This window comes from Paenibacillus sp. MAEPY2 (genome assembly GCF_000499205.1).
GTDB classification, from domain to species: Bacteria; Bacillota; Bacilli; order Paenibacillales; family Paenibacillaceae; genus Paenibacillus; species Paenibacillus vandeheii.
In genome coordinates this window covers 1-24,589 of record NZ_AWUK01000055.1, presented here as the reverse complement: position 1 = coordinate 24,589, position 24,589 = coordinate 1, and the positions used below count along the sequence as shown (strand labels likewise).

Sequence of the window (24,589 nt, the reverse complement as noted above, 5' to 3'; positions counted from 1 at the left end):
CCAGTGACTCCAGTGCTTCCAGTTACACTTACGCCAGTAGCTCCTGTAACTCCTGTTGCTCCTGTATCTCCAGTTACCCCAGTCGCTCCGGTTACACCTGTATCCCCAGTGACTCCAGTACTTCCCGTTACACTGACACCAGTAGCCCCCGTGACTCCTGTTGCTCCTGTGTCTCCAGTTACCCCGGTCCCTCCGGTGACTCCGGTATCCCCTGTGACTCCTGTGCTTCCCGTTACACTCACGCCAGTGGCTCCAGTGACTCCCGTGCTTCCCGTTACACTTACGCCAGTAGCTCCTGTACCTCCAGTAGCTCCTGTTGCTCCGGTGACACTCACTCCAGTAGCACCCGTGGCTCCAGTCGGTCCGGTTACACCTGTATCCCCGGTTGCTCCCGTATCCCCGGTGACTCCTGTACTTCCCGTTACACTCACACCAGTGGCTCCAGTGACTCCCGTGCTTCCCGTTACACTCACGCCAGTAGCTCCCGTGACTCCCGTCGCTCCTGTATCTCCAGTTACCCCGGTCCCTCCGGTGACTCCGGTATCCCCTGTGACTCCTGTGCTTCCCGTTACACTCACGCCAGTGGCCCCCGTGACTCCCGTTGCTCCTGTATTTCCAGTAACCCCAGTCGCTCCGGTTACACCTGTATCCCCAGTGACTCCAGTGCTTCCCGTTACACTTACGCCAGTAGCTCCTGTAACTCCTGTTGCTCCTGTATCTCCAGTTACCCCAGTCGCTCCGGTGACTCCGGTATCCCCTGTGACTCCAGTGCTTCCGGTTACACTTACGCCAGTAGCTCCTGTAACTCCTGTTGCTCCTGTATCTCCGGTTACGCCTGTGACTCCCGTTGCTCCCGTACCTCCGGTTACGCCTGCGACTCCCGTTGCTCCCGTATCTCCGGTTACGCCTGAGACTCCCGTACCTCCGGTTACGCCTGCGACTCCCGTTGCTCCCGTATCTCCGGTTACGCCTGTGACTCCCGTTGCTCCCGTATCTCCGGTTACGCCTGTGACTCCTCTTGCTCCCGTAACTCCGGTTACGCCTGCGACTCCCGTTGCTCCTGTAACGCCAGTAACCCCAGTCGCTCCGGTGACTCCGGGATCACCTGTTGCCCCTGTGCTTCCCGTTACACTAATGCCAGTAGCTCCAGTGACTCCTGTAGCTCCCGTGTCTCCCGTAACTCCAGTCGACCCGGTTACCCCCGTATCACCAGTACTACCCGTTAATCCTACTCCCGTTGCACCTGTCGCACCTGTCGCACCTGTCGCACCTGTGGTTCCAGCGCCAGCCAGCAACGTGTAATCCGGTGAGGTTCCCGGCGTACCTGTTGGCGATGCCACATTCGCAATATACGTACTGCCGTCAAACGTTACCACTTGACCCGCTGGATACGTTGGCGCTACTGCCGGATCGAATGGAACGATCCCGCTCAGCCCTACTCCGGTAGCTCCCGTTGGACCTGCATCCCCTGTTTCCCCGGTTACTCCTACTCTCGTTGCTCCAGTCGCACCGGTGGCTCCTGCGCCGGCTAGCAACGTGTAATCCGGTGATGTTCCCGGTGTGCCTGTTGGCGATGCCACGTTTGCAATATACGTACTGCCGTCAAACGTTACCACTTGACCCGCTGGATACGTTGGCGCTACTGCCGGATCGAATGGAACGATCCCGCTCAGCCCTACTCCAGTCGCCCCCGTTACACCCGTAGGTCCAGTAGGACCTGCTCCTGCAATTAATGTATAATCCGGTGATGTTCCCGGCGTGCCTGTTGGCGATGCCACGTTTGCAATATACGTACTGCCATCAAAAGTTACAACTTGACCGGCCGGGTACGTTGGGGCCACTGCTGGGTCAAACGGAACTGCTCCATTCAAGCCTATGCCTGTTGCTCCGGTTGTACCGGTAGCTCCTGCCCCTGCAAGCAAGGTGTAGTCTGGTGATGTACCTGGGGTTCCCTTTGGTGACGCTACATTGGTAATATAGGTACTTCCATCAAATGTAACAATTTGGCCGGCTGGATAAGTTGGCGCTACAACCGGATCAAAGGCCACAAAACCACCTAAGCCTACCCCAGTGGCTCCAGTAGCACCTGTGGGACCTGCACCTGCAATTAATGTATAATCCGGTGATGTTCCCGGCGTTCCCGTCGGTGAAGCCACACTAGCAATATAGGTACTGCCGTCAAATGTTACGATCTGGCCCGCTGGATACGTTGGTGCTACTGCAGGGTCAAACGGCACAGAGCCACTGAGTCCCACACCTGCTGTCCCGGTAGCTCCAGTAGCTCCGGCCGCTGCTAGTAAAGTATAATCTGGTGAACTACCTGGGGTTCCCGTTGGTGACGCCACATTAGCAATGTAGGTACTTCCACCGAGTGTTACTATTTGTCCTGCCGGATAAGCTGGTGCAAGCGTAGGATCAAACGGAACCGAGCCCGTTAAACCTATCCCTGTTGCTCCAGTGGTTCCGCCTGACAAAAACAACGTGTAGTCCGGAGAACTTCCGGGTATACCCGTGGGCCCATTCGCATTAACAACATAAAGACTTCCATTATAAGACACCACTTGACCTTCCACAAAGCCAGGTGCCTGAGCTGGATCAAAAACGGAGATATCATTCAGTCCAACTCCAGGTAACCCCTGTTGACCTGGTACGCCTTGGGGTCCTACAGGACCTACAGGACCTACTGGACCTACTGGACCTAACGGCCCTACAGCTCCTGCGGCTCCTCCTGGCCCGGCAGGACCTGGCACGCCCGGTACGCCTGGAACCCCTGGAACTCCGGGGGGACCTGGTGGGCCTGGGGTACCAAGGGTTCCAAACGAACTGGTGGCACGACTCAATGATACAGATATAGACCGAATCACCCCAACCAGTTTATCTTTTTCTGCAGGTGGAACTTCCAGAAGCAACGTTACACTTAATAAATCATCGAGCAAATTTTGCAAGTTGCCAGCCAGATTGATGACGGCTACAGGTACAACTTCAGAACCTGCTATCGTTAGTTCCAGTACGGATTGCAACTCCGCTTTCACCCCAGCTCGAAAACTAGAGGTATTAACAAAGGTCAGCAAGCTCCGTAAACTGTTTTGCAATGCGAGAATATTAGACGCTGTAGGCTGACTGACAGCTGCAGGAATAGTCACGGCCAGTGCTTTCAATATGGATTCCAACTGCTCCACTTCACTCGATGTTATGGGAATAAACGGCGATCCTGCTCGAAATGATCTTCCTTCTAGAAAAGCTTTTATATTCACCCTTTTTCTTTCATCAGGCATGCCTAATCCAGTCCTCCTTTAACTACTTCGCTTTTCAAGCTTATGTTTAATAAGAGGCAAAATTATCTTGGACACATTTTTTGAGACAAAAAAAGCGAACATACTGTTCCACGTTGAACAAGATTAAACGGTAGTGTTCAACAAAAAAGCACCCTCAGCATGAGGATGCTTTCGCACTTTTTGTATGAAATCGGGCTATTTCGAAGAATCCACAGGAAATTGTAAAATAAACTCTGTACCTTCGCCAAGTACACTATTAACGATAATGGTGCCGTGATGGGCATCCACAATATTTTTTACAATTGCGAGCCCAAGTCCCGTACCGACACTTTCACCCCGTACCCGAGCCTTATCTGCTTTGTAAAAACGTTCAAAGATGAATGGTAAATCAGAAGACGGTATGCCTACGCCCTCATCTTTTACAATCACTTTTGCTACAGGTGTTCGAGTATCCGTTAACAGTTCTGCCGAGATAAGAACATTTTTGCCTGATGGGGTGTGACGAAACGCATTATCTAGTAAATTGGTAAATACCTGTTCAAGACGATCCTCATCTGCCTGATGAAGTTCAATGAAAGTCTGTCTGCACTCAAACCGAAGATGGATCCCCTGTTCTTTGGAACGTACCGAGAACTTTCTGTACACTCGTTCCAATAGTTCAACCAGATCCACTTCCTTCACGGCCATATCCGTATGCCCCGCTTCCATTCGAGCAAGATCCAGCAGATCTTTAACCAATCGGCCCATACGCAAGGACTCATCATGAATTACTTGAATCAACTCTTCACTTTCTTCCGGAGAAGCCGCCATCCCATCCAAAAGAGCTTCACTATACCCTTGCATCATGGATAGCGGAGTACGTATCTCGTGAGATACGTTTGCGACAAAATCACGGCGCATCTTCTCTAGTCGTACTTCTTCTGTTACATCACGAAGCACAGCTACAGCCCCCCGTACGACACTATCTGCGTACAAAGGTGCCATCTGAACAGACCAGACTCCCTGTTGAACATGCACGTTAGAGTTCTGATCACCACCTTGCTCCATCACCATTTTGAACAAAGGAACGAGTGGTTCCGGCACCTCTCGAGAAGAACTCACAGAATTTTCCGAATCCTGTCCCTCGCCCATCTGCGCCCAGTCCAAATCACACCAAGCCTGCATAATTTTCTCTCCAGGGGGGTTCGTCAAAATAACCTTTCCCTCCCCGTCGAAAGTAACTACCGCATCGGTCATGCTTCGGAGCACGCTCGCCAAATGTTCTTTCTCATGGTTAAGGTTGCGAATGTTATCTTCCAGCTGTGCAGCCATATGGTTAAACGTATTACCTAATTCTCCAATCTCATCGCTCGTTACAAGAGAGAGACGCGTACCGTAGTTTCCTTTCCGAATCGCATTGGCTGCCTGAATTAACTGCTGCATCGGCTGCGTAATTTTCGTAAAAAGAAACAGCGCAAAAAAGGTCGTCAAGCTGAAGCCGATAATACAAACATACGTGAACAAACGTTTGATATCTCTCGACTCAGACTCCGCAAAATTCGTATCAATATATGGCAGCAAAAAAAGACCCAATGCTATGAGTACACAGCCCACGAGGCAAATAATCGTAATCCATAACTTCCCGACCAGCGATCTCCAGAAACTAAAACTACTTCGGTACTTCCAGTTTATAACCCACACCCCACACCGTCGTAATCATCGCCGCTGATTCTGGCGACACCTTGTTTAACTTCTCGCGAAGTCGCTTCACATGTGTATCCACCGTACGAAGATCACCAAAGAATTCATAGTTCCATACATCCTTCAGCAGCTCTTCTCTGGAGAAAACTTTATCTGGAGATGTCGCGAGATAATGCAACAGTTCATATTCTTTCGGTGTTAAACTGATTTCTTCCCCACCTGCGGTTACGCGGTGAGCATCATGTTCGATGACCAAATGAGGAAACACAATATTGTTGCTTGAATTACTCTCTTTGGACAGATAAGCTGTCGCAGAAGAACGACGCAGAATTGCCTTAACCCGATAAATCACTTCACGTGGACTGAATGGTTTAACAACATAGTCATCAGCTCCCACTTCGAAGCCCTGAACACGATTAATTTCTTCGCCTTTTGCAGTAAGCATCAACACCGGGGTTGATTTTACCTGACGCAGACGAGTACATACTTCAACGCCGTCCATGCCCGGCAACATCACATCAAGCAAAATCAGACCATAGTCACCTGCAGTTGCTTTACGCAGCGCAGTTTCCCCGTCTTCTGCTTCATCAATCTCATAACCTTCTTTTTCGAGATACATTTTCAAAAGTCGGCGGATTCTCTCCTCGTCATCCACGACCAGTATACGGTTCTCATGTTCAGCCATTCCACTCCAGCCCCTTTACAATAACTCCTCATCACTTCTATTATGTTCGATCTGGCGAACAATATTTGAAAGCCCCTAAATTGAAGCAGGGGCTTACATATATGTTTCATGGACTTCTCTCCGGAACTTTACAAAACGAAACAACCTAGCCTAGTCTGCCCCTGCGTAGGAATGCAACCCGGCAATGATCAAATTCACACCAACAAGTGTAAACATAACGACCAAAAATCCAAGTACTGCAAGCCAGGCAGACTTGCGCCCCTGCCAGCCTCTGGACAAACGCAAATGCAGGTACACACTATAATATAACCATGTTATCAGTGCCCACACCTCTTTGGGGTCCCATCCCCAGAAGCGGCTCCAGGCAATCTGGGCCCAAATCATGGCGAAAATTAATGCTCCCAATGTAAATATAGGGAATCCGATAGCAATTGCACGATAACTAATCTCATCCAGATCATCTTCATCAATGCCATCCAGCATCGGTTGCAGAGCTTGTCCAAGCGGTCTTCTTACAATCAAACGAATAAGTCCATACAGGAGTAGCCCTACAATCAACGACCAGACTACCGTATTCAGTTTACGTCCAGCATTAACTCCGTTCATCCAGGAAGGCGTCTCAAGCAAAGGTTCCTTCATGCCAAGAAACGGTTTTATGCTCTCCACTTCGCTATCATAAGGTGCAAATATAGGAGGCATGCGATAAATCACTTTCTCTATTGTACTATTTTCCTGTACCTCTGTGTCAATGCTAGTGGTTTGCTTAACAAAAACCGCCTCATATCCAGAAGCACGGAAAGCAAATACAGACCCGATAAACCCGACAACAACGACGATCGTAATTAATGTAAACTCAACCCACCCACGCTGGCGTCTGGAGGACTTGTCCTTGCCACTAAAATCGACTGTGCGTAACAAGTACATGAATCCAGCCGCAAAGCCAACGGCGAAGAATGCCTCTCCAAGCGCTGCCAACGTCACGTGAATCTTGAGCCATATCGACTGCAAAGCAGGAATTAGCGGCTGTACTTCCTGAGGAAATACGGCTGCATAGGCCATAATAAGGATGGTTAAGGGCAATGCGAACAGCCCCAGCAATGACTTACGATAGATTGCATAGACTACGATAAATGCCACCATAATCATCATGGATAGAAAGCTCATAAATTCATACATATTACTTACCGGAATATGTCCTGCCCCTGCCCAGCGTGTACCAAAAAAGATAAGATGTGCAGCTAGTGCTACAGTTGATGCAATAAAGGCTCGCTTTCCCCAGCGATCTACATGAGCTTGCGGGTCGCGATTACTCCATTTCTTGCCCATGACGGCAACGCCATATAACATAAATGCAGCACAATATAGAAAAAAAGATACGATAAATGCGTCGCTGCTGAAATCCAATAAACTCATGTTTGGTTCCCCCCGTTATCCAACGACTTCTCATCCACTTCCACATTCAACTTTTTTAACACAGCTGCAACTTCACGCCTGAAGCCAAACCAGTTTTTGTTGGTATGGCCGCCTAGGGTAAGCTGTCGATCATCAATCCGAATCCAAATACGACGGTGGTGCCAGTAAAAGCCCATAACCAGACCCAACATGACGATTCCTGCCCCAACCCATACGAAAGGCATAGCCTTATCAATACGTATATTGAGGTAACTTACGGATTGAATGATATCAACCTTGTCCATGCTGTCGACCTCCAGCTGCAAAGGAACTTCTCCTCCATTTAGCTGTTTGTTAATTGCATCCTGTTGAAAACGCTGCTTATCCACCTGCTTCGCAAAATACAAGTACTGCATTCCCTCTTCGGGTAAATCGGGCCCCTTGATGTTAAATAGAAAGGCAGGCGCATTAGGCGAAGGGGACTTTGATTTGGGCTCTCCATTTTCATCCAGTCCAAAATCCATATATTTTTCTTTAACTGTCAGACTATAGGGGCCTGCTTCAAACGTTCGCTGCGTATCCATCATGGCAATTTGGATTGCTCCGTACTTCTCACCCGTCTGGGCATTGACCAGATCAGGCGTTACCGAACGAATCGTTGGCGTCAGATCATAATCAAACTGATATGCTTTCAATCCGTTGTAATTCAGTGGATGGTTCACTCGAACATCATGTCGGGCCACCTCGGACAACTGAGGTTTCTTTGAAGGATCCGAACAATCTGCTGTACATTCATACAATACCACTTTGGTTACAAACAGTTTTGGAACGGTTTTATTCAGATTCCGAAATTGTTCCGGGACTTCATCTTCACTGTAAAATTCAACATTAAACTGTTCATTCTTCAAATACATGGACGTGTTCGGGATTTTTTTGATCTCCCCTTCGGGAAAAGCAACATGCTCATCCAGATTCAGACCAGGAATTCCGCGAACAAGAACAGCCAACAGAAAGATAATCAATCCGATATGAAGGACATAAGGCCCCCAGCGGCTGAATCGCTGTTTCTCAGCCAGTAATGCCGTACCCTCGGTGTGCACACGATAACCTTTCTTTTTAAGCGGAGTAACCGCTTTCTTTATCCAGTCTTCTGATGCCTCATCTATGGAGCCTTGGTATACCAGACGCTGGCGTGTAAGAAACTGCATGTGTTTACGTATTTTCTGTTTGTTCAGCGCTTTGTATAGTGGAAGTACCCGGTCAAGACTGCATATGACCAGTGAGGCACCGATCAGCACCAGCAGCAAAATAAACCACCAGGATTCGTATGTATGGGACAGACCCAGCAGATAATAGATATGACCCAACTGACCGTATGTGTCCTTGTAATATACGGATGGATCAATATTCAGAAACGTACTTTCTTGTGGATAGATCGTGCCCAGCATGGAACCTACAAGCGTAAACACAATCATGTAAACCGCAATTTTGACCGAGGAGAAAAAGTTCCATATGCGGTCAATGATTTTAGGATTCATACGCTGCGAACGGCGTGCCATGCCATCATAACGCATTTCCAATACTTCATTCGATTTGACCTCGGACTCCAGCAGCGGCTTGCCGCATGCTTCACATAGTACAGTGCCCACCGGATTCTGGTGTCCGCACTCACACTTCGTATTTTGGAACACGACTAGACCTCCTGTCAGGGCTGTTTCGCCAGTTGTGAAATTTGAGCGTCAAGTGTGTCCAAGTCTAGTTGACCGATATGAATGGTGGAGATTTTACCCGTGTCGGAGACAAAAAATGTCGTTGGCATCGGTGATATGCCAAAATCCCGGATCGAGTTTTTGTCACGGTCGAGCATAATCGGAAACGTAACGCCCACCTGCTGCACAAAATTTTCCACGGTCATCTGGTCTTCCCCAACATTGATACCAACAAATTGAACACCCTGGTCCTTCCATTTGTCCGCTTGTGCTTGAAGTGCAGGCATCTCTTTGACACAAGGCTCACACCATGTTCCCCAGAAGTTGATTACCATGGCTTTGCCTTTGTATTCCTCAGACGTATGAACTTGTCCATCCAGGCCCAGCAGTTCAAAAGAAGGAGCCTTGTCCCCTTCTTTTGGCTTGCCATTCGAGCCGGATACGGATGTAGTAATCGCGTATCCGCCCAACACCAGGATCAATAACAAAATGACGATTTGCACCGTTCTTCTTGATTTGCCCATGTGCTGCTCCCCTTTTAAGTGACTAGCTTTCGCATATTACGGTCTCGGACAACTGTGAACATCCTATGAACAATTATAGCGAATTTCGTCACAAATCTGCGGCGCTTTTATGAAAATTATGTGTCCTCACATTACCTTTTTTTCATTTTTTTGGCGGGTTCTGATTTTGCGAGCGTAATCAGGTTGTTGACTTCTTCTTTGGTCAAATTGCGTGTCAGCCCCCGTTTCAGGTTTTGCAGCAAAATACCACCAAACGAGATCCGCTTCAGACGTGTTACTGGATGGTTAATCGCCTCGAACATACGTCTAACCTGACGATTACGCCCTTCGTAAATGGTGATGGAGATTACAGCTTCATTTCCTGCGGTGTCAACATCCTTGTACTCAACCTCTGCAGGAGCTGTCATACCGTCATCCAACATAATGCCTGTCTTTAATTTTTCCAGAGCAGTACCATGTGGGACCCCTTTAACAGTCGCCAGGTACGTCTTCGGTACGTGATGCTTTGGATGGGTCAACAAATGAGCAAATTCCCCATCATTGGTCAGAATCAGCAGGCCTTCCGTGTCATAATCCAAACGACCAACAGGATACACACGTTCTTTGACACCTTTAAGATAGTCGGATACAATTTTCCGACCTTCCGGGTCTGAAGCACTTGTGATAACACCTTTCGGTTTGTTCAACATCATGTACACTTTCTTTTCACTGCGGATCGGTTTACCATTAACCGTAATCATATCCTCTTCGGGGTTCGCTTTCGTACCCAGTTCGGTTACGACCTCCCCGTTAACTTCTACTTTGCCGGACAGGATCAGTTCCTCGCTCTTGCGGCGGGATGCAATGCCTGCCTGTGCGATAATTTTTTGTAATCTTTCCATGTTTGTCATGTCACCTCACACTAATGATACCCATCAGGGCCGGAAATCACAAGGATAATCCATCGAATTTGTAAACGCGGGAGTTGAAAACGCCTTATGAGCTGTTTTTAACTATGAATTTATGCCAAAAAAGCTCACCCTCTTACTGCCTGTTTGCAACAGGAGCATAGGGTGAGCCGTTCACTTTGAGCCGTATGTAACCACTGAACATTGAATGAGGTTAACTCGCTACTTTACCGTTAACAGCAACCGGTTTTTTGGCAGGGGTTGCACTGTCTTTAATGAAGGATTGCAGTGTTTTTGAAGTAATAAAATAAGTGCGTCCACCGTATACAAAGGTCATCATGCCAATAACCCGATTATTCTGATCCAGAACAGGGCCACCTGAATTGCCTTGTGCCACTGATTTTACGATACTGCCAATACCCTTCTTGCCTGGAACGTCCGTATCCTGTGAATTAAATACTCGACTCTTGGCTATCGTATTGTAAGTTGAAGGAAAATCCTCGTCCAAGAGTACAAGTTCCCCAGCTGAATTTTTAGGAAATCCGATAGTATACACAATTTGATTATCTCTCGCATTAGCAAACGTCACTGGTTGTGCATTGATTTCTTTGTCCAGCTTCAGTAATGCCATATCCGTCACCGGATCTGTTTTGATGATTTTGGCTTTCACTGGCTTGTCCAGCTGACCTGGGCTCGCTACGGTCAATGTGCCTTTATCCCCATCAGACAATTCAGCAAAATCCTGAACGACATGATAGTTGGTAAGCACTTCATCCTTTGAGATCAGTATTGAGGTACCCACATCATAATATACCGTATCGGGTTCAGCCTTTTTGACCAAACGTACGTTCACAACTGGAAAAGAATCCGCTAAAGCGGCCAGCTGAGCACGCAACTGTTTATCAAAGTAACCCGTAAATTGAATCGTATTGACGGCTTGAGCCGCCGCAAAACCTGTTTGTCCTGCAATCAGTGCAATGGCAACCACACTTAACATTCCAATGCGGAGCATTCGTTTCCAACTCTTCTGCATGATCCTCACTCTCCTCCGCTATTATTCTAGCATAACTAGTATATCGGAAGGAGAGGACTTATTTTTTATCCAAAAACGATTAAACAAATGACCAAGGCAGCTATAAAACCAACCACATCGGAAAACAACCCGACTTTGAGAGCATAGCGGCCATTACGTATACCTACGGCTCCAAAATAAACAGTCAAAACATACAGAGTTGTATCCGTACTCCCTTGAATTGTAGAAGCCATGCGGCCAATCATAGAGTCGGGACCATAGGTTTTGATCAGATCTGTCGTAAAGGCGAGCGAGCCTGTCCCGGTCAATGGACGCAAAATGCCAAGTGGCAATACTTCTCCCGGAACTCCCATCCAGGACACGAGTGGGGCGATCAGACTGATCACATAATCCAGTGCACCTGAAGCACGGAAAACACTGATCGCTACCATCATGCCTACCAGATGGGGAATAATGCTGATTGCCGTAGAGAATCCATCTTTGGCCCCATCAACAAAGGATTCGTAGACCGGGACCTTTTTGGTAAACGCATATAATGGAACAAACGCGATAATAACCGGAATGGCCCAGACGGAAATCCAGTTGATGAAGGTTAACAACGCTACTCATCCTTTCATACCGGGATTGTCACTTTTATGTACACGCGGCGGCCTGTGAAGCGCCCTGTTTCGGTACCAGCGATCTGCTGCGATAGCTGCAAATGTCGCAACAATGGTTGCCATTAGCGTTGTGCCTACTATTTCCGTGGCATTCGCAGAATGATAATTAAGACGAATGGCTATCAGGGTTGTCGGAATAATGGTGATACTCGCCGTATTCAGGGCCAGCAAGGTACACATGGCAGGGGACGCTGTCTGTTTATCCGGATTCAGCTCTTGCAGCTGCTGCATGGCTTTGATCCCCATTGGGGTAGCCGCATTCCCGAGGCCAAGCAGATTGGCACTCATGTTGGATAAAATGTACCCCATAGCAGGATGGTTCCGTGGAACATCAGGAAACAAAAAGCCGACAACCGGACCCAGGAGCTTCGCAATCCGGCCCAGCAGCCCGGCATCCTCAGCCATTTTCATCATACCCATCCAGAATACGAGCACACTGATCAGTCCAAAACATACCGTTACACCCGTTGCTGCTCCATCAAAAGCTGCCTGGGTAACGACTTCAATTTTGCCCTGCGCTGCTGCAAAAGCAAAGCCGGTTACAATCATGAGAAGCCAGATTAAATTGATCAAAGGATAACCCTCCCCTCATTATGGAGATAACAGATGGCTTAAAACTGCACGCCATGCGGAAGCCCAGGTAGAAATTTCACCGATCCCCCCCAGAGTGGCATCCTCGGTTTTCGGCTCCGGCGGAATATAACTACCTTTGCGATACACAGGAATTGAACCCACCAGCTTCCCATCAAGTTGCAAATCAATTCGGCCTGCCAAGCCAAAAGAAGGATCAGTCGATTTTGCATCCCCCTCTGTACTCTTCTGGACACGGCTTTCGAGTAAAATCAGCTTTTTCGTCAATGAGGATGTCTCACTCTTCGCCAGAGGATAAGTGAACCCACGGCCTGTGACCACATCCGTGTTCTGTACAGGCTGTTCTTTTCTTGCAATTTCCACCAAAGGGAAATTTTCAAAGCCGAAATCCAGCATACGTGCATGATCATTCCAATCATCGCCGTCGTTCAAGGTTACCGCAGCAAGTTGTTGACCATTGCGAGTAGCAGAGCTGACCAGACAGCGAAATGCCTTCTTGGTATACCCTGTCTTTACGCCATCGGCTCCCTCGTACAGTCGCAGCATTTTATTTTTGTTTTGCCAGGAGTAATCCCAGCTCTCGTTTGGATTGGGGGCTGACTTGTTCTCTGTCGCTACAATACGTTTGAATACCGGATTCTTGAGCGCATACGCGGTTAAACGTGCCAAATCATTGGCGGTGGAATAATGTCCATCGGCGTCAAGTCCGTGAGGATTCATAAAATGAGAATGGGTCAACCCAATTTGCTCTGCCTTTTTGTTCATTAACAGGACAAATCCTTCTTCAGATCCACCGACATGTTCAGCAATTGCCGAGGCCGCATCGTTGCCTGATCGCAGCATTAGCCCATACAGCATATTTTCCAGCGTCATTTCTTCTCCCAGCTTGAGATAGATGGATGATCCTTCTTTGGCAAACGCCGAGGAAGTCACTTTTACTTTGTCATCCAGTTTACTGTGTTCAATCGCTACAATTGCCGTCATAATTTTGGTCAAGCTGGCAATTCGGAGTTCCTTATCCCCATCTTTGCTGTACAATATTCGGCCCGATGTCACGTCAATGAGAGCAGCGCTTTGCGCATGGGTTGAAGGGCCGGGTATTGTTCCCTGGGCTTCAGCAAGCCCAAACGAGGGAAACAGGAACAAGGGTACCAGCATACATGCCATAAATTTCATTATTTTTCGCATCGATTCATTCCTCCGGGTCACTTGGAATCTTGTACTAGCTTATGTCTGGACAACCCGAAGTATGTCCCAGTGTTAGAAAACAGCAAAAATCCCTTTCGCATATGCGCTGCGGAAGGGATTTTGTAGTCTTAAAGAGGAGTTTCCAGGCGTGATTAAAATTAGTTATTATCCAGCATCTTGGCCACTTTTCGCATAATTCTGGAGACTCTCATCTGGCTAATGTCTTCCAGCTCCGCTGTTTGTGTTTGATTAAATCCGTCTACCCGATGTTTCAGGACAGTGACTTCCTTCTCGCTTAACTTGCGCTTCACTGAGTCAATAACGGCGTCAACATAAATTCGGTCTACCACTCCATCCTCAATGTTTTCCCCACTATAGATGGTATCCATCAACGTAACTGCTTGAGCTTGCTGATCATCTGCTCCGACAGGCTCATCCAGATATTTAACTCCCTTGCCCACTTGGAGCGCCTTGTTGATTCTCTCCTCTTCTTCGTCGAGCAACACGGCGATCTCATGAGCTGTCGGTAGATACCCCATATCATGCTCCAGCCGATTGATTCGGTTAATTAATTCAGTAGCTGTACGAGTGGGTCGAATGATGCTTGCGCTATCTCTCAGAAAACATCGAATTTCCCTTACTATGGCAGTAACCGCAAACGAACTAAATTTCACACCACGCCCCGTGTCAAATGCTTTGACCGCTTTAATGAAACCAAGGCGACCCAATTGAAGAATATCGTCTTTTTCCACACAATGATTTTTGATAATGACTTCCGGTTTTCCAATGTATTTATGTACGGAATGCCAAATCAAGTTCTCGTTAACCAAAATGCTATCTCCTAGAAAATGTTCATCGACTTGACATCTTTCAATATTTCCTAAAAGGTCCATAGAGTAAAATTTCTTGTCCAACTTCAAATTCATGTTAATATGTTCTGAAAATTTATCCATCTAGATCTCCCTATGTAAATGTTGTGGAAGTTCACCAACAATCCTAACGCTTACTTAATTTTTCTTTAACATCTGAACCATCTTGCTATGGTGTTTCTTCACTTGGTTATAATACCAGGGGCGAGCCTTACCCTTGTCCACATTTCCTTCCCCTTGATTGTACGCAATCGTTGCTGTACGAAGGTTTCCATCATACTTTTCCAACAGATATTCCATATATTTAATGCTGGTTTTGATGTTAACTTCAGGCTTGTATAAGTCACTGCCTTTAACACCAAACGTTTTGGCCGTACTCGGTAGTATTTGAAGGAGCCCGATGGCTCCATGATTTGATGTGCTATCCTCTATTAAGCGGCTCTCCTGCCACATCATGGCGAATATCCACAGGGAGTCTATATTGGAGCCTTCAATATATTGATCTACCCACTTCACATACTTCAACAATTTAGCCTGGCTTACCATCTTCTCTTGATACGATTCAATATATTGCTCCAACATATCTACCATTTCTTTATGGGACGTAGAATCCGGATTTGATTTCACTTTGAGGGCATGTTTTGTATGTTGTTCTCCAATTGAATTAGAAGCAGTTGGTGCAATCAGCCCGCCATATAACGTTATAGATGCCAGTACCACCGTAATGATCATCCCGATTTTTTCAAATATAACCAACGGGATTGCTCACCTCCTTAGGTTGGACCTTATATAATAGAAGGAAACCGTAGTTTATGCCTGCTTGCACGAACTTGTACCCCAATAATTTATAGGTCTGTTGTTGCAAGTTTATAGATCTCCTTTTTCCTATTAAGGCGCATCTCGCTCACTGGTTTGATATGCCAAGATTGCTGTATATTCTAACCTGCTGTTTGCTGGATCGTAGGCGGAAGTAACATCCAACCCAATAACCAATACATTTGGTTTGACATTCATCCAGGTGTTGATCTGTTCCTCGAGATCCAGAGGTGAGGGGGATAAAAACATCTTTACAGCAATATCTACAGCATAATTTTTCATGTTCATTTATTCATTACCGATAAGAAGCTCGGGATTTAATTCTTCGTTTGATTCTTTATTGCTTAGCACATCGGAAAGGGATTCGTTGACGTTCCCGGTGTTCTCTTCTTTCTTTTTCTCCTCGATCAACTGAGCAAATTCCTCTTGAGTCAACTCATATATCTCCAGTTCAAATGCACTTGTGAGAATATATCCCATACCATCTGTTAAATGGACGTTGTAGTAGGTTTGCGGTTTCTCGTGAAATTCGTCCGCTTCATAGTTGAATCCAATAACTGCTTTTTCATAGCCAGCTACAGTACCCGCAAACCATACATTTGCTTTTGTTGTTGCGCCTGTGGGCGTTTGAATCTCATGCATATTTGTAGGTGCGTGAACGCATTTTCCAACTAGACCTGCAACCAACTCTTCGGTTAATGTATCGTCTTTTGCTTTTATCATTTGTGTCATACGGTCATTCCTCCATATATTCAAAATATCTTGATTCTGGCTTTCCAGCTCTTCAATTGCTCTATACGCGTTGTATCATTGACAGTTAACGTTTTAATACAGGAGAAATATCTGGGGCACCACTAATGAGCGTATAATACGTTCGAATATGAACAACTGCCCGATATAGGTCATTCATTCGCTTGGACAACATTTCCTCAATTACAGGCTCCCATACCCTAAGTCCTACACCCATGATCGGTTTGTTTTGCATATACGCATGATGTAAGATCACTACCTCAGTAGGAGTCAGCTTTTCCACATCGAGATTAACTAGCAACGCATCTGCTTGTAAGACAACCTTCTCAATAATCAACGCATACTCCCGGTTACTCAGGTCGGAAGCGGTAGACGAATCATGGTGGGCCCAAGCAATATCAGGAAATGCCGACAGACTTTCCAACGTAAATCCCAACACAACAACACTGAGCATATTCTTCTGCCACCCTCCATTATTCAATCGATCAATTACTCTATACGACATAAAAAAGCACCCCGTTAAGGGTGCTTTTAATGATATGTATCGTTTTGATGATCAATCTGCAACAAGCTTCGGCTATTAATTGCCATTTAATTTGATACTACAGAGCTTCGTATTTCTCACGAATCGCTTTCCACAACTGTGATATGCGTGCCTTGGATACACCTAACATTGCTGCAATTTCTACAAACTCGTACCCCGAGGTGCGAAGTTTAAAAATCTCTTTCTCCCGCTCATTAAGCTTCATATTCTCCATGATGTCAGTCACGAATTCAAAATTCTCAAAAGCAAACCCGGCGTGCCCAAGTGTTAGCGCTGTATCTGTTCCCTCACTTTCATCACTGGAGCCAAGATCAGTACACACAAGCTGGACAGCGTTAACGACACTGAGGTTTTTCTCAGACATGCATTTGCGATACATATCCTTGATTTTATTCTCGATCAGGTGATCAACAAACGTCGACATTTTTGCTTTTTCAGCATCATACTTGTCCAGTGCGTTATATAACTTAATCATGATCTCCTGCGTTACATCCTCTTTTTCCATCCCTGCAAACGTTTTGCCTCTAAGCTTATGGCGACATTTTTCCTGTGCTTTGTTCAAGAACGTATCTATATCCCCAATTTCAAATAAATTATCAAACCCCATAGCAGTCGTAGCAGACATTATCATTTTCCCCCAATGATTATTTAGTTGTTAGTTAAACTTTAATTTGTATTTCTATAGTTATAATTATCATCAATTCTTTCACTCACAATCTAGCATCTCTCACCATAACCAAACTTTATAAATGACTTGCCGATATCCAAAAAAACCATCTCTAATATGTAGTGGTATCACTTCTTCGTAAATATGAAACATCTTCTTCAGGCGAAGCTTAAAGCTAGATAAGTCTTTTGCAATGCATAAAAATTTCGTAAATGATTCACCTCCCCATTCCGATATCCACAACAACAAGATTGAATCCTAACTTTCAAAATACAGCAAAGAAAATTTGTTCAGTGCCACTTTTCCAACCTATTACATTCAGAATAACAAATACGAACTAATGTTCGCAACATATTTTTATCAGCTTCGTCTATACACCTTTTACCCACTATATACGAAGCCAACTACGAAACGTAAAGCCCGTTTTTTGCAAACAAAAAGACCAACACAGAGCGCACCACTAGGAAAATACCAAAATGGTGGAATGTGTCGGTCTTGGTCTGACATCTATTTCGTTCCAATTACCGAAGATATGGTCTTGAAGCTCTCTAATACAGTTACAGGCTTCGTCAAGATTATTAATTCTATCTGATCGCCATAAGGGTAGTATAAGGAAATATGTAGGATATTGTCAACATTAAAATTAGTTCCGAAGAACCCATCCAATAACAAAACGAAATTTATTAGGTCTTAAGGCATGTTTATGGCATCATTTTTCAGCAGCCCCTCAATATCCTTGTTCATTTTAAAGACGGTCACCTGTTCAGCAAAATCAGTACCAAAGAACATGGTTTCAATATCTTCAATTTTTAAACCCAGGTGAATATAGGAGAAAACAGGACTGAAATCTTCTCTCATCATTTGTGCAAGCTTCAGCTTGTATTCGGCAAAGATCTGACTGGAATGCGATTGCATGTGTTCAAGCATGAACGCTTCAGGTTTGGTGAATTTTGCTGTAAACTTCAGGATGATAAAATGATTCATGATGACGACTCTGGTATCTACTGGCCCGCGTTCAGTAAAATCTTTTCTTATTCTTGATGCCATTTTCGCGAGTTCTCTTTCCAAGTCTTTTATCTCAATGTTCACATCCCTCCCTACAATCATCCTTTTTCCTCCTATTGCCCTGAATACAATAATCAAACCTAATTTAATCAAAACTCCTTATACAAGACAAGTTTCAATGCGTTTATGGACTAAAGTTCCCTTTATCTTTTCAGAAAAAGGAATAGACCCCAGAAGTAGGCTTGGGGTATATCACTGGTTTTACTATGGTTTACAATTATGCAAATAAAGCAGAACTTTACGCTGAGAACTAAACAGTTTCTTTCAAATAGCTATTTTTAACTTTGTTGTTCATTGGGTACATCAACTTTGAGCAGACTGAACGCTACCAGATTCAAAACCACAGTGGCACCATACTCCCTCTCAATCACATCGAAAGCCTCTTCCGTTGCACCAACTAGATCGTCCTTCTCCGTGGTCATCTCCATTGTGACAATCTCCTCATTATTCAGCGCAAAGGTCAGTCTGTACAGCATCGGTGTTCTCCTCCTTCGAAGTAAGCTCTATATTACGAACATCGTTGAGATCAATAATGTGCACAATCTGATCTGTATCTTCCAAAGTGATCGACTTTCCCTCATTTTTATGTTTGGTAAAAAGCCTGCGATACTCTTGCTTGACCTCATCAAGAGTTAAAGGAATCTCGCGAACAACTTTATCGGAATCCTTCTCATTCTGTTGCAGCCTCTCCTGGGCAAAAATAGTGTTCTAACGTACTAGGAAATAAAAAATAAAATTCAAGTGTTAGCCTTCATACCTTCACTATTCACTCTATACGTCCTAATTGTCTGGATGTTAAATCTGTTCAGTCGGAATTCTCTTTTTCAAACAAAAAAAGGACAGCATAAGCTTAAAATGTACCCTATAAGATGGACACTTTAAAAAGGTCATCTTATAGGGTCTTTTTTTGTGTACAATGAATAAAAAACGAGCGGTGGTCAAAGCGGATGTCTAAAAAATGTTTTACAACTCAAGAGCAAGCTCAGTTAAGAACAAATCCCTATGTGAAAAATGTCAGTGCTAAAGCCATTACATATACGGATGCTTTTAAAGAACGATTTATTCAAGAGTATAATCAAGGTAAGTTTCCAAGTGAGATTTTTCAGGAGGCAGGCTTTGCCATTGACGTTTTGGGTGCAACCCGGATTCGAAAGGCTTCCAATCGATGGCGTGCGGCTTTTCAGGAACAAGGACCTGCAGGATTAACAGACGCTAGAAAACACGCCTCAGGGTGTCCTCTGACCCGTGAATTAAGTCTCGAAGAAAAATATGCCCGTTTAGAAGCGAAAATGAAATGGCTTGAAGCGGAGAATGAATTCTTAAAAAAGCTCGATCAACTCGAAAGGCAGATGAGAAAAAAGAAATTCAATTAAGTACGTGGCAAAAATTCGAACTGATTCAACAGATGATGAGGGCATACCCTCTCCAGCGAAAGGTGCATGTTCTTTGTGAAATCGCCGGGGTCTCACGTTCGGGCTACTATCGATATCGTAGTGAAAATGCTCAATTACATCGTCAAAAACAGGAACAAAACGATGAAAACGTCAAAGCGATTCTTCTGAAAGCCTACCGTTACCGGGGAAGGAAGAAGGGAGCTCGTCAAATCAAAATGACGCTGGAGAACCAATATGGAGTTACATACAACCTCAAGCGTATCCGTCGAGTCATGCAAAAGTACAACATCGTTTGTCCGATTCGAAAAGCAAATCCTGCACGACGTATGGCCAAAGCCACTCAAGAGCATCGAACCTGTCCCAACACGTTAAAGCGAGCCTTTAAGCCAGGGGTCGCCGGTCAAGTTCTCTTAACCGACATCACGTATCTAACCTATGGGAAAAACAAGCGGGCCTATCTGTCCACGATAAAAGACGCCGAAACGAATGAAATTTTAGCCTATGAAGTCTCTGCTTCACTTGGTTCGGACATTGCGATCGACACGTTGAAACAACTCAAGAAACATCGCCATCTCACCTCGGATGCCTTGATTCATTCGGATCAAGGATTTCACTACACCAATCCGAAGTTCCAAAAGCTTGTGAAAAAAATGGGGCTAAGTCAATCCATGTCACGTAGAGGAAACTGTTGGGATAACGCTCCACAAGAATCATTCTTTGGGCATTTTAAAGATGAAACGAATTTCAAAACGTGTATGACTTTGGAAGAAGTTACGCAAGAAGTGAAAAGCTACATGATCTATTACAATCATTATCGAGGTCAATGGAACTTAAAGAAGCTGCCGCCTGCGCGTTACAGGCAGCAACTTGAAGTGGCCTAACCTTTTTTTTAATTGTCCTTTACAAGGGGTACATTGTAGCTATCCCTTAATATTTCTTAACCGCTATACGATTGCCCAGAGAGTCATAGATGTATTTGAAATTAATTTGAATTGGGGTGACTGCCATTCTGGTGATGGACTTTGATTCCAGTCTTCCATCATCATCATATTGATATATAACATCGACCAAGGTCGGCAGCTGCACGAATGCTTTTCCAGCAAACCGATGGACTTCACCAATCGAAATCACCAAGAACGAATCATTTTGCACATACCCATCTGTCGAAATCGGCATGGTCAGCAATGGCTCTGTGACTACCTGCTCCGTGTAATTGTCTGTGACGACTTGTCGAATGACCCGGCCTTGCATATCATTAGCAAAATAAGTAACTACGTCTGTATAATCCACCAAATCACTGATTGCATCCCATGGGTCCAATACACTCAGGCGCTTGCGCTCGGATACAGTCATGCTCACATGGGTTGCGCCATCGATGATCATATCTGCGCTGTGAGTGTCTGGGTGAATATAATGATTCGCTCCACTCTCTACATTCTCTAACTTGGTTCGCTCAATGGAAGTGAAGACCTTTTTTCCAATGCCATCGACAAGCATGTCCGCCACATGGGTCTTCGGATGTTCATAAAAATTTGCTTTCTCTTCAATTCCGGACAATTTCAGTCTTTCCTGAGAGGTAAACGCTTTGTTCTGTTCTCCATCCATCAAGATGTCTGCGCTGTGGAAAGCGGGGTGCTCATAAACCATGACATTCACGCCATCTATTGTAAGTACTCCATTTGAGTTATATGAAGCGTTGGATCCTACGATACGTCTATACCCGTCACTGTAAATATATAACGTAGGGAGATTTCGATTGCTTTCATCCACAGTAACGCCATAGAATGCACCAGGTACACCAGGTGAAGGAAGGTCCTCTTTTTCCTTCACTGTCGTTATGCTGCCTAAAGCAATCTTATCCAATCGTGCATCAAGTGTAACATTATCCTCTCTGGCTTCCTTAATCTCATTTGAAACCTTGACCACTTTGCCATACGTAATGATATCCATGACCAACAACTCCTATCTAACCGTCAAACCAGTTACCTCAATGACAAAACCTGAAGGCACTGAGCCTGGATTAATAATCTCAAAGTAGAAATGGAATGTACCGTCCTTATCGTCATACGGAAGATCCACATTGTCGTATATCCCGTCTATGAAGTTACCCGTACTAAATTCGGCCGTGTTAAAATAAAGAATTTGGGCTTTCGTTTTGTCCGCACTGTCAAGTATGTGAAGCTCGACATTCGTTTCCTTTGCTGGGATAACACGTACAGTTTTAATTAGAAAACGAGGGGTTTTCATGGGAATCGAAACGAGCGGCAGCCTTCGAACTGAGTTGTTTCAGCAACTTGTTAGAGTCTTTGAGACGAACCGTAATATCTCCGTTATTTTCATAAATTGAACTTGCATATTTGGGTTTGACTTCAGCAAATCCGGAATTATTTGCGCCAGTAGTTGCAGTATCCTGCTCATTCCGTAAGGGAATCGAATACAACCAGGTTAGGATATGCTGTCTCGACCGAATTTGCCAATCGACTGTCATTCACCCAATAGATGATTCTTTCACCCTGAAACAATGGACGAACGTTCTGACCAACACGAGCCACGACAAAATTCGGAAGCTCAGGGTGAGGATACTCCAATGCATCCACCTGATAAAACTCATCACTGGAATTTATATAAATCACATGATAACCAATCGCCGCAAGTTCTCTTAACAGTCATTGTGGCCGACGCCCAAATCGTTCACTGTGAAAATCTATAGCAGGCAGATATACAATGGTTGTATTGGTTTTGGGCACATATTTTTCAAAATTGAACTCACTCATTTGAACCTCTATTTTTTCAACTTCAATTGGCGGCTTAGCCGCCTGGCTACCGAAAATTCGTTTGAACATCTGTTTCATCCGCGTTGCCTCCTATCACCTGATTTATCATTTTGACAGCTTCCATAGCCCTGCTGTCCCACCCATTAGCTCTTACCACCTTTGCACGGGCCGCGATTTTGGCCTCGCTGTTCTCACTAATTGCTTTCTGAAGCATCTGCCCACAATTATGACGATCCATAAAGTAGGTTACATCACTGTATTTATTGACGATTTCCTCCATACGAGTCGTTATAACAGGCTTGCCCGCAGACAAATATTCGTAATATTTAATCGGGTCACATCCACGGATCATTTCTGTCAGTTTGAATGGCACAATACAAACATCAAATTGGGCAATATAGGCGGGAAGAACTCTGTAATCTTTATGTGTCGTCATTTCAATGCTTTCAAAACATGCGTTTTTCTGCCTAATTCTATGTACCAGCCAATTCAGCAACCAACTCCACTCCTTCCTCATAGGCATGAACCGGACGATGCCGTGTATCCACATATAGTCCATAAACAAGCTGCTGAGCATGCTCACAGAAAGGAGCATCCTCACCAATCGGATGTGAACCATATCGAACTCCCGCTTCAATAACTTCGCGTTTAATCAGATACACGGCACCTGTCAAATCAACGGGGATTACGCCTCGCTGAATTTTTGTACGTGCTTTCCACCAATCATTGCATTATGAGCCTTTAATCTTGGGTGATTTCGAATCAGCATGGCACAGATGTCCTTCTCATTTTCGAGTAAGCGCACCAGGCTCTGTTCAGGAATAATGATATCTGTATCAATGGAAAACAGATAATCACAATCCGATTTCAGAAACTCATCCAAAAGTATATTTCTTAGTTGCGCCAGATGGTGATAGGAGTATTGACCGCGCAAATGACCGCATGTCTTGCCCAAGTTATAAGTCATGTACGAGATTAGATGATCATTTAAAATTTGTTCAGTCTGATCTTCACTATCATTCAAAATGTAAAAAAATCGCTTGTTTACTTTCTGTTGCTTGAGCGACTGCAAGTGCCGCTCCATAATCCATGCCCGGTTTCTCACAGGAGCACCTATGAATACGTCAGTCACCGTTCATCCCTCCCCTTTCACATAGTGTAGACCGTTCTTCGCCAATCTTCAGTGTGTCCAACAAAAAAGACTTTTCACTCAAAAGAAGAGAGAGAATAAACCGTTTCTTCTATTCTATAAAAGAAGGAGCTGATGAACATGTACAAGAAGGACTTGAATCATTTCGATCACAAAGAGGGTGAAAAGCGTGCTTGGGAGCGTTGAATTAATTCATAACTGGTTCCAAAAGGCTTCGGATGGAGAACCTCATGCTTCCGTTCGATTCGGGGATGCTTCCAATACTATTCTGGCCCATGGAACTGTCCTAACCATGGATTTCATCCAATCCCATTACGGGTGGGTGAATGATCCCACATACTGTGGCATTACGCTACCCAATGCAGGAGCGAGAGAGATCATTGTACATTGCCTGAGAGAAGCCGATTATGTTGGTCACTTGACTCAGACGGATCACTGGTATTTCAGACCCTTGTTTGATATGTGTCTAGCGTATTACAAGATTAAGCCCAAGAAGACATTTTATGCGTTTGAAAATAATTACATCGCCCGGTTTAAGCTGTTCTATGAAACGTTCAAAACCATGCCCATACTCATCTGTGGAGCCAAGGCCGAACAATACAAAGAAGTTCTGGAACGCCGTTACGGTTGGACAGGCATCGTTGCAACAGTGGACTGTCCCTCTTGGTCTCATGTGAGCGCAGCCTCTAAAGAAATGGAAAACATCCATAAAAAAACACCTTGGAAACTGGCTCTTGTATGTGCAGGGGCACCTGGCAAAGTATTAGCCATTAAAGCAAAAGAACTTGGCTCTGTAGGTGTTGATTTCGGTTCAGGAGCAGATGTTGCCATTCAGGCAGACAGCGAAAATCTGTACGCTTGGGACTACGAAGGATTTCCCGATTATTGGGAAGGAAGACCAAAAAAAAGACCCTTCTAGAGAGCCCTGCAAAAGCCT

The 24,589-nt window shown here is 45.1% G+C and carries 27 protein-coding genes; 2 read left to right on the top strand and 25 right to left on the bottom strand.

Annotated elements, in window-relative coordinates; all coding sequences use genetic code 11:
• From P364_RS38645 to P364_RS0131785, 19 genes are all read right to left on the bottom strand, one after another.
• Positions 1-3,275 (bottom strand): collagen-like repeat preface domain-containing protein (locus P364_RS38645; protein ID WP_024634056.1); only part of this gene is annotated, 3,275 nt, incomplete at its 3' end.
• A gap of 195 nt (positions 3,276-3,470) precedes the next feature.
• Positions 3,471-4,955 carry an ATP-binding protein gene (locus P364_RS0131875; protein WP_301246454.1) on the bottom strand — a complete coding sequence of 495 codons (1,485 nt, stop codon included), beginning with the start codon at positions 4,953-4,955 and terminating at the stop codon, positions 3,471-3,473.
• Positions 4,924-5,640 carry a response regulator transcription factor gene (locus P364_RS0131870; protein ID WP_017687664.1) on the bottom strand — a complete coding sequence of 239 codons (717 nt, stop codon included), beginning with the start codon at positions 5,638-5,640 and terminating at the stop codon, positions 4,924-4,926. The genes P364_RS0131875 and P364_RS0131870 overlap by 32 nt, the downstream gene beginning before the upstream one ends.
• A gap of 150 nt (positions 5,641-5,790) precedes the next feature.
• Positions 5,791-7,053 (bottom strand): cytochrome c biogenesis protein CcsA, encoded by a 1,263-nt coding sequence (gene ccsA / locus P364_RS0131865; RefSeq protein WP_024634054.1) that lies wholly within the window; start codon positions 7,051-7,053, stop codon positions 5,791-5,793.
• A complete protein-coding gene (resB, locus tag P364_RS0131860) occupies positions 7,050-8,723 on the bottom strand; it encodes a cytochrome c biogenesis protein ResB (protein WP_024634053.1) in 1,674 nt (557 codons plus the stop codon). Before resB ends, ccsA begins: the two co-directional genes overlap by 4 nt.
• 14 nt (positions 8,724-8,737) lie before the next feature.
• Positions 8,738-9,265: a redoxin domain-containing protein gene (locus tag P364_RS0131855; RefSeq protein ID WP_024634052.1), complete on the bottom strand. Its 528-nt coding sequence runs from the start codon at positions 9,263-9,265 to the stop codon at positions 8,738-8,740.
• A gap of 131 nt (positions 9,266-9,396) precedes the next feature.
• Positions 9,397-10,146, bottom strand: a complete 750-nt coding sequence (locus P364_RS0131850) for a pseudouridine synthase (protein WP_024634051.1) — start codon at positions 10,144-10,146, stop codon at positions 9,397-9,399.
• Between the two features lie 220 nt (positions 10,147-10,366).
• Positions 10,367-11,185 carry a S1 family peptidase gene (locus P364_RS0131845; RefSeq protein WP_024634050.1) on the bottom strand — a complete coding sequence of 273 codons (819 nt, stop codon included), beginning with the start codon at positions 11,183-11,185 and terminating at the stop codon, positions 10,367-10,369.
• 65 nt (positions 11,186-11,250) lie between these two features.
• Complete coding sequence (locus P364_RS0131840; RefSeq protein ID WP_024634049.1) at positions 11,251-11,784, bottom strand: spore maturation protein; 534 nt, start codon at positions 11,782-11,784, stop codon at positions 11,251-11,253.
• A gap of 6 nt (positions 11,785-11,790) precedes the next feature.
• On the bottom strand, positions 11,791-12,417 hold the full coding sequence (locus tag P364_RS0131835; RefSeq protein WP_024634048.1) for a nucleoside recognition domain-containing protein: 627 nt from the start codon (positions 12,415-12,417) through the stop codon (positions 11,791-11,793).
• A gap of 18 nt (positions 12,418-12,435) precedes the next feature.
• On the bottom strand, positions 12,436-13,623 hold the full coding sequence (locus P364_RS0131830) for a D-alanyl-D-alanine carboxypeptidase family protein (protein WP_024634047.1): 1,188 nt from the start codon (positions 13,621-13,623) through the stop codon (positions 12,436-12,438).
• A 158-nt stretch (positions 13,624-13,781) separates the two neighbouring features.
• Positions 13,782-14,453 carry a sigma-70 family RNA polymerase sigma factor gene (locus P364_RS0131825; protein ID WP_236642250.1) on the bottom strand — a complete coding sequence of 224 codons (672 nt, stop codon included), beginning with the start codon at positions 14,451-14,453 and terminating at the stop codon, positions 13,782-13,784.
• A 177-nt stretch (positions 14,454-14,630) separates the two neighbouring features.
• Positions 14,631-15,248: a lytic transglycosylase domain-containing protein gene (locus tag P364_RS36435; protein WP_024634045.1), complete on the bottom strand. Its 618-nt coding sequence runs from the start codon at positions 15,246-15,248 to the stop codon at positions 14,631-14,633.
• Positions 15,249-15,380: 132 nt separating this feature from the next.
• Positions 15,381-15,590: a hypothetical protein gene (locus tag P364_RS0131810; RefSeq protein WP_152532779.1), complete on the bottom strand. Its 210-nt coding sequence runs from the start codon at positions 15,588-15,590 to the stop codon at positions 15,381-15,383.
• 6 nt (positions 15,591-15,596) lie between these two features.
• On the bottom strand, positions 15,597-16,040 hold the full coding sequence (locus P364_RS0131805) for a hypothetical protein (RefSeq protein ID WP_024634043.1): 444 nt from the start codon (positions 16,038-16,040) through the stop codon (positions 15,597-15,599).
• An 85-nt stretch (positions 16,041-16,125) separates the two neighbouring features.
• Positions 16,126-16,563, bottom strand: coding sequence for a hypothetical protein (locus P364_RS0131800; protein ID WP_144424657.1), 438 nt, complete (start codon positions 16,561-16,563; stop codon positions 16,126-16,128).
• 97 nt (positions 16,564-16,660) lie between these two features.
• Entirely contained in the window at positions 16,661-17,227 is a 567-nt protein-coding gene (locus P364_RS0131795; RefSeq protein ID WP_024634041.1) for a sigma-70 family RNA polymerase sigma factor, read from the bottom strand.
• 732 nt (positions 17,228-17,959) lie between these two features.
• On the bottom strand, positions 17,960-18,427 hold the full coding sequence (locus P364_RS0131790) for a Na-translocating system protein MpsC family protein (RefSeq protein WP_152532778.1): 468 nt from the start codon (positions 18,425-18,427) through the stop codon (positions 17,960-17,962).
• Between the two features lie 185 nt (positions 18,428-18,612).
• Positions 18,613-18,810: a hypothetical protein gene (locus P364_RS0131785; RefSeq protein ID WP_024634039.1), complete on the bottom strand. Its 198-nt coding sequence runs from the start codon at positions 18,808-18,810 to the stop codon at positions 18,613-18,615.
• A gap of 471 nt (positions 18,811-19,281) precedes the next feature.
• Here P364_RS0131785 and P364_RS0131775 point away from each other — a divergent pair.
• Positions 19,282-20,609, top strand: a protein-coding gene (locus P364_RS0131775) for an IS3 family transposase (RefSeq protein WP_442952316.1) whose coding sequence is annotated in 2 segments (ribosomal slippage) — positions 19,282-19,651 and positions 19,651-20,609 — 1,329 coding nt in all. Because the reading frame shifts where the segments join, the coding sequence is not laid out codon by codon here.
• Positions 20,610-20,655: 46 nt separating this feature from the next.
• Here the strand turns inward: P364_RS0131775 and P364_RS0131770 are convergent.
• The 6 genes from P364_RS0131770 to P364_RS0131740 all read right to left on the bottom strand — a co-directional run bounded on the left by P364_RS0131770 (position 20,656) and on the right by P364_RS0131740 (position 23,634).
• The gene (locus P364_RS0131770; RefSeq protein ID WP_024634036.1) at positions 20,656-21,678 is read right to left on the bottom strand and encodes a hypothetical protein; all 1,023 of its coding nucleotides are present in this window, start codon (positions 21,676-21,678) and stop codon (positions 20,656-20,658) included.
• 464 nt (positions 21,679-22,142) lie between these two features.
• A complete protein-coding gene (locus P364_RS0131760) occupies positions 22,143-22,361 on the bottom strand; it encodes a hypothetical protein (RefSeq protein ID WP_024634034.1) in 219 nt (72 codons plus the stop codon).
• Between the two features lie 33 nt (positions 22,362-22,394).
• Entirely contained in the window at positions 22,395-22,580 is a 186-nt protein-coding gene (locus P364_RS0131755) for a hypothetical protein (RefSeq protein ID WP_024634033.1), read from the bottom strand.
• On the bottom strand, positions 22,549-22,998 hold the full coding sequence (locus P364_RS0131750; RefSeq protein WP_024634032.1) for a glycosyltransferase: 450 nt from the start codon (positions 22,996-22,998) through the stop codon (positions 22,549-22,551). The genes P364_RS0131755 and P364_RS0131750 overlap by 32 nt, the downstream gene beginning before the upstream one ends.
• Entirely contained in the window at positions 22,976-23,176 is a 201-nt protein-coding gene (locus P364_RS37670) for a hypothetical protein (protein ID WP_024634031.1), read from the bottom strand. The genes P364_RS0131750 and P364_RS37670 overlap by 23 nt, the downstream gene beginning before the upstream one ends.
• A gap of 11 nt (positions 23,177-23,187) precedes the next feature.
• Entirely contained in the window at positions 23,188-23,634 is a 447-nt protein-coding gene (locus tag P364_RS0131740; RefSeq protein WP_024634030.1) for a glycosyltransferase family 2 protein, read from the bottom strand.
• A 187-nt stretch (positions 23,635-23,821) separates the two neighbouring features.
• Here P364_RS0131740 and P364_RS0131735 point away from each other — a divergent pair, with 187 nt between their 5' ends.
• Complete coding sequence (locus P364_RS0131735) at positions 23,822-24,571, top strand: GT-D fold domain-containing protein (protein WP_024634029.1); 750 nt, start codon at positions 23,822-23,824, stop codon at positions 24,569-24,571.
• The last annotated feature ends 18 nt before the right edge of the window (positions 24,572-24,589 follow it).

Bases quoted from the DNA above. Each gene is read 5' to 3' on its own strand.
- P364_RS0131855 (WP_024634052.1), bottom strand. From the start codon at position 9,265: ATGGGCAAATCAAGAAGAACGGTGCAAATCGTCATTTTGTTATTGATC.
- P364_RS0131810 (WP_152532779.1), bottom strand. From the start codon at position 15,590: ATGAAAAATTATGCTGTAGATATTGCTGTAAAGATGTTTTTATCCCCC.
- P364_RS0131830 (WP_024634047.1), bottom strand. From the start codon at position 13,623: ATGCGAAAAATAATGAAATTTATGGCATGTATGCTGGTACCCTTGTTC.
- P364_RS0131755 (WP_024634033.1), bottom strand. From the start codon at position 22,580: ATGAAACAGATGTTCAAACGAATTTTCGGTAGCCAGGCGGCTAAGCCG.
- P364_RS0131785 (WP_024634039.1), bottom strand. From the start codon at position 18,810: ATGCTGTACAGACTGACCTTTGCGCTGAATAATGAGGAGATTGTCACA.
- P364_RS0131800 (WP_144424657.1), bottom strand. From the start codon at position 16,563: ATGTCGTATAGAGTAATTGATCGATTGAATAATGGAGGGTGGCAGAAG.
- P364_RS0131870 (WP_017687664.1), bottom strand. From the start codon at position 5,640: ATGGCTGAACATGAGAACCGTATACTGGTCGTGGATGACGAGGAGAGA.
- P364_RS0131850 (WP_024634051.1), bottom strand. From the start codon at position 10,146: ATGGAAAGATTACAAAAAATTATCGCACAGGCAGGCATTGCATCCCGC.
- P364_RS0131845 (WP_024634050.1), bottom strand. From the start codon at position 11,185: ATGCAGAAGAGTTGGAAACGAATGCTCCGCATTGGAATGTTAAGTGTG.
- P364_RS0131805 (WP_024634043.1), bottom strand. From the start codon at position 16,040: ATGACACAAATGATAAAAGCAAAAGACGATACATTAACCGAAGAGTTG.
- ccsA (WP_024634054.1), bottom strand. From the start codon at position 7,053: ATGAGTTTATTGGATTTCAGCAGCGACGCATTTATCGTATCTTTTTTT.
- P364_RS0131770 (WP_024634036.1), bottom strand. From the start codon at position 21,678: ATGGATATCATTACGTATGGCAAAGTGGTCAAGGTTTCAAATGAGATT.
- P364_RS0131795 (WP_024634041.1), bottom strand. From the start codon at position 17,227: ATGTCTGCTACGACTGCTATGGGGTTTGATAATTTATTTGAAATTGGG.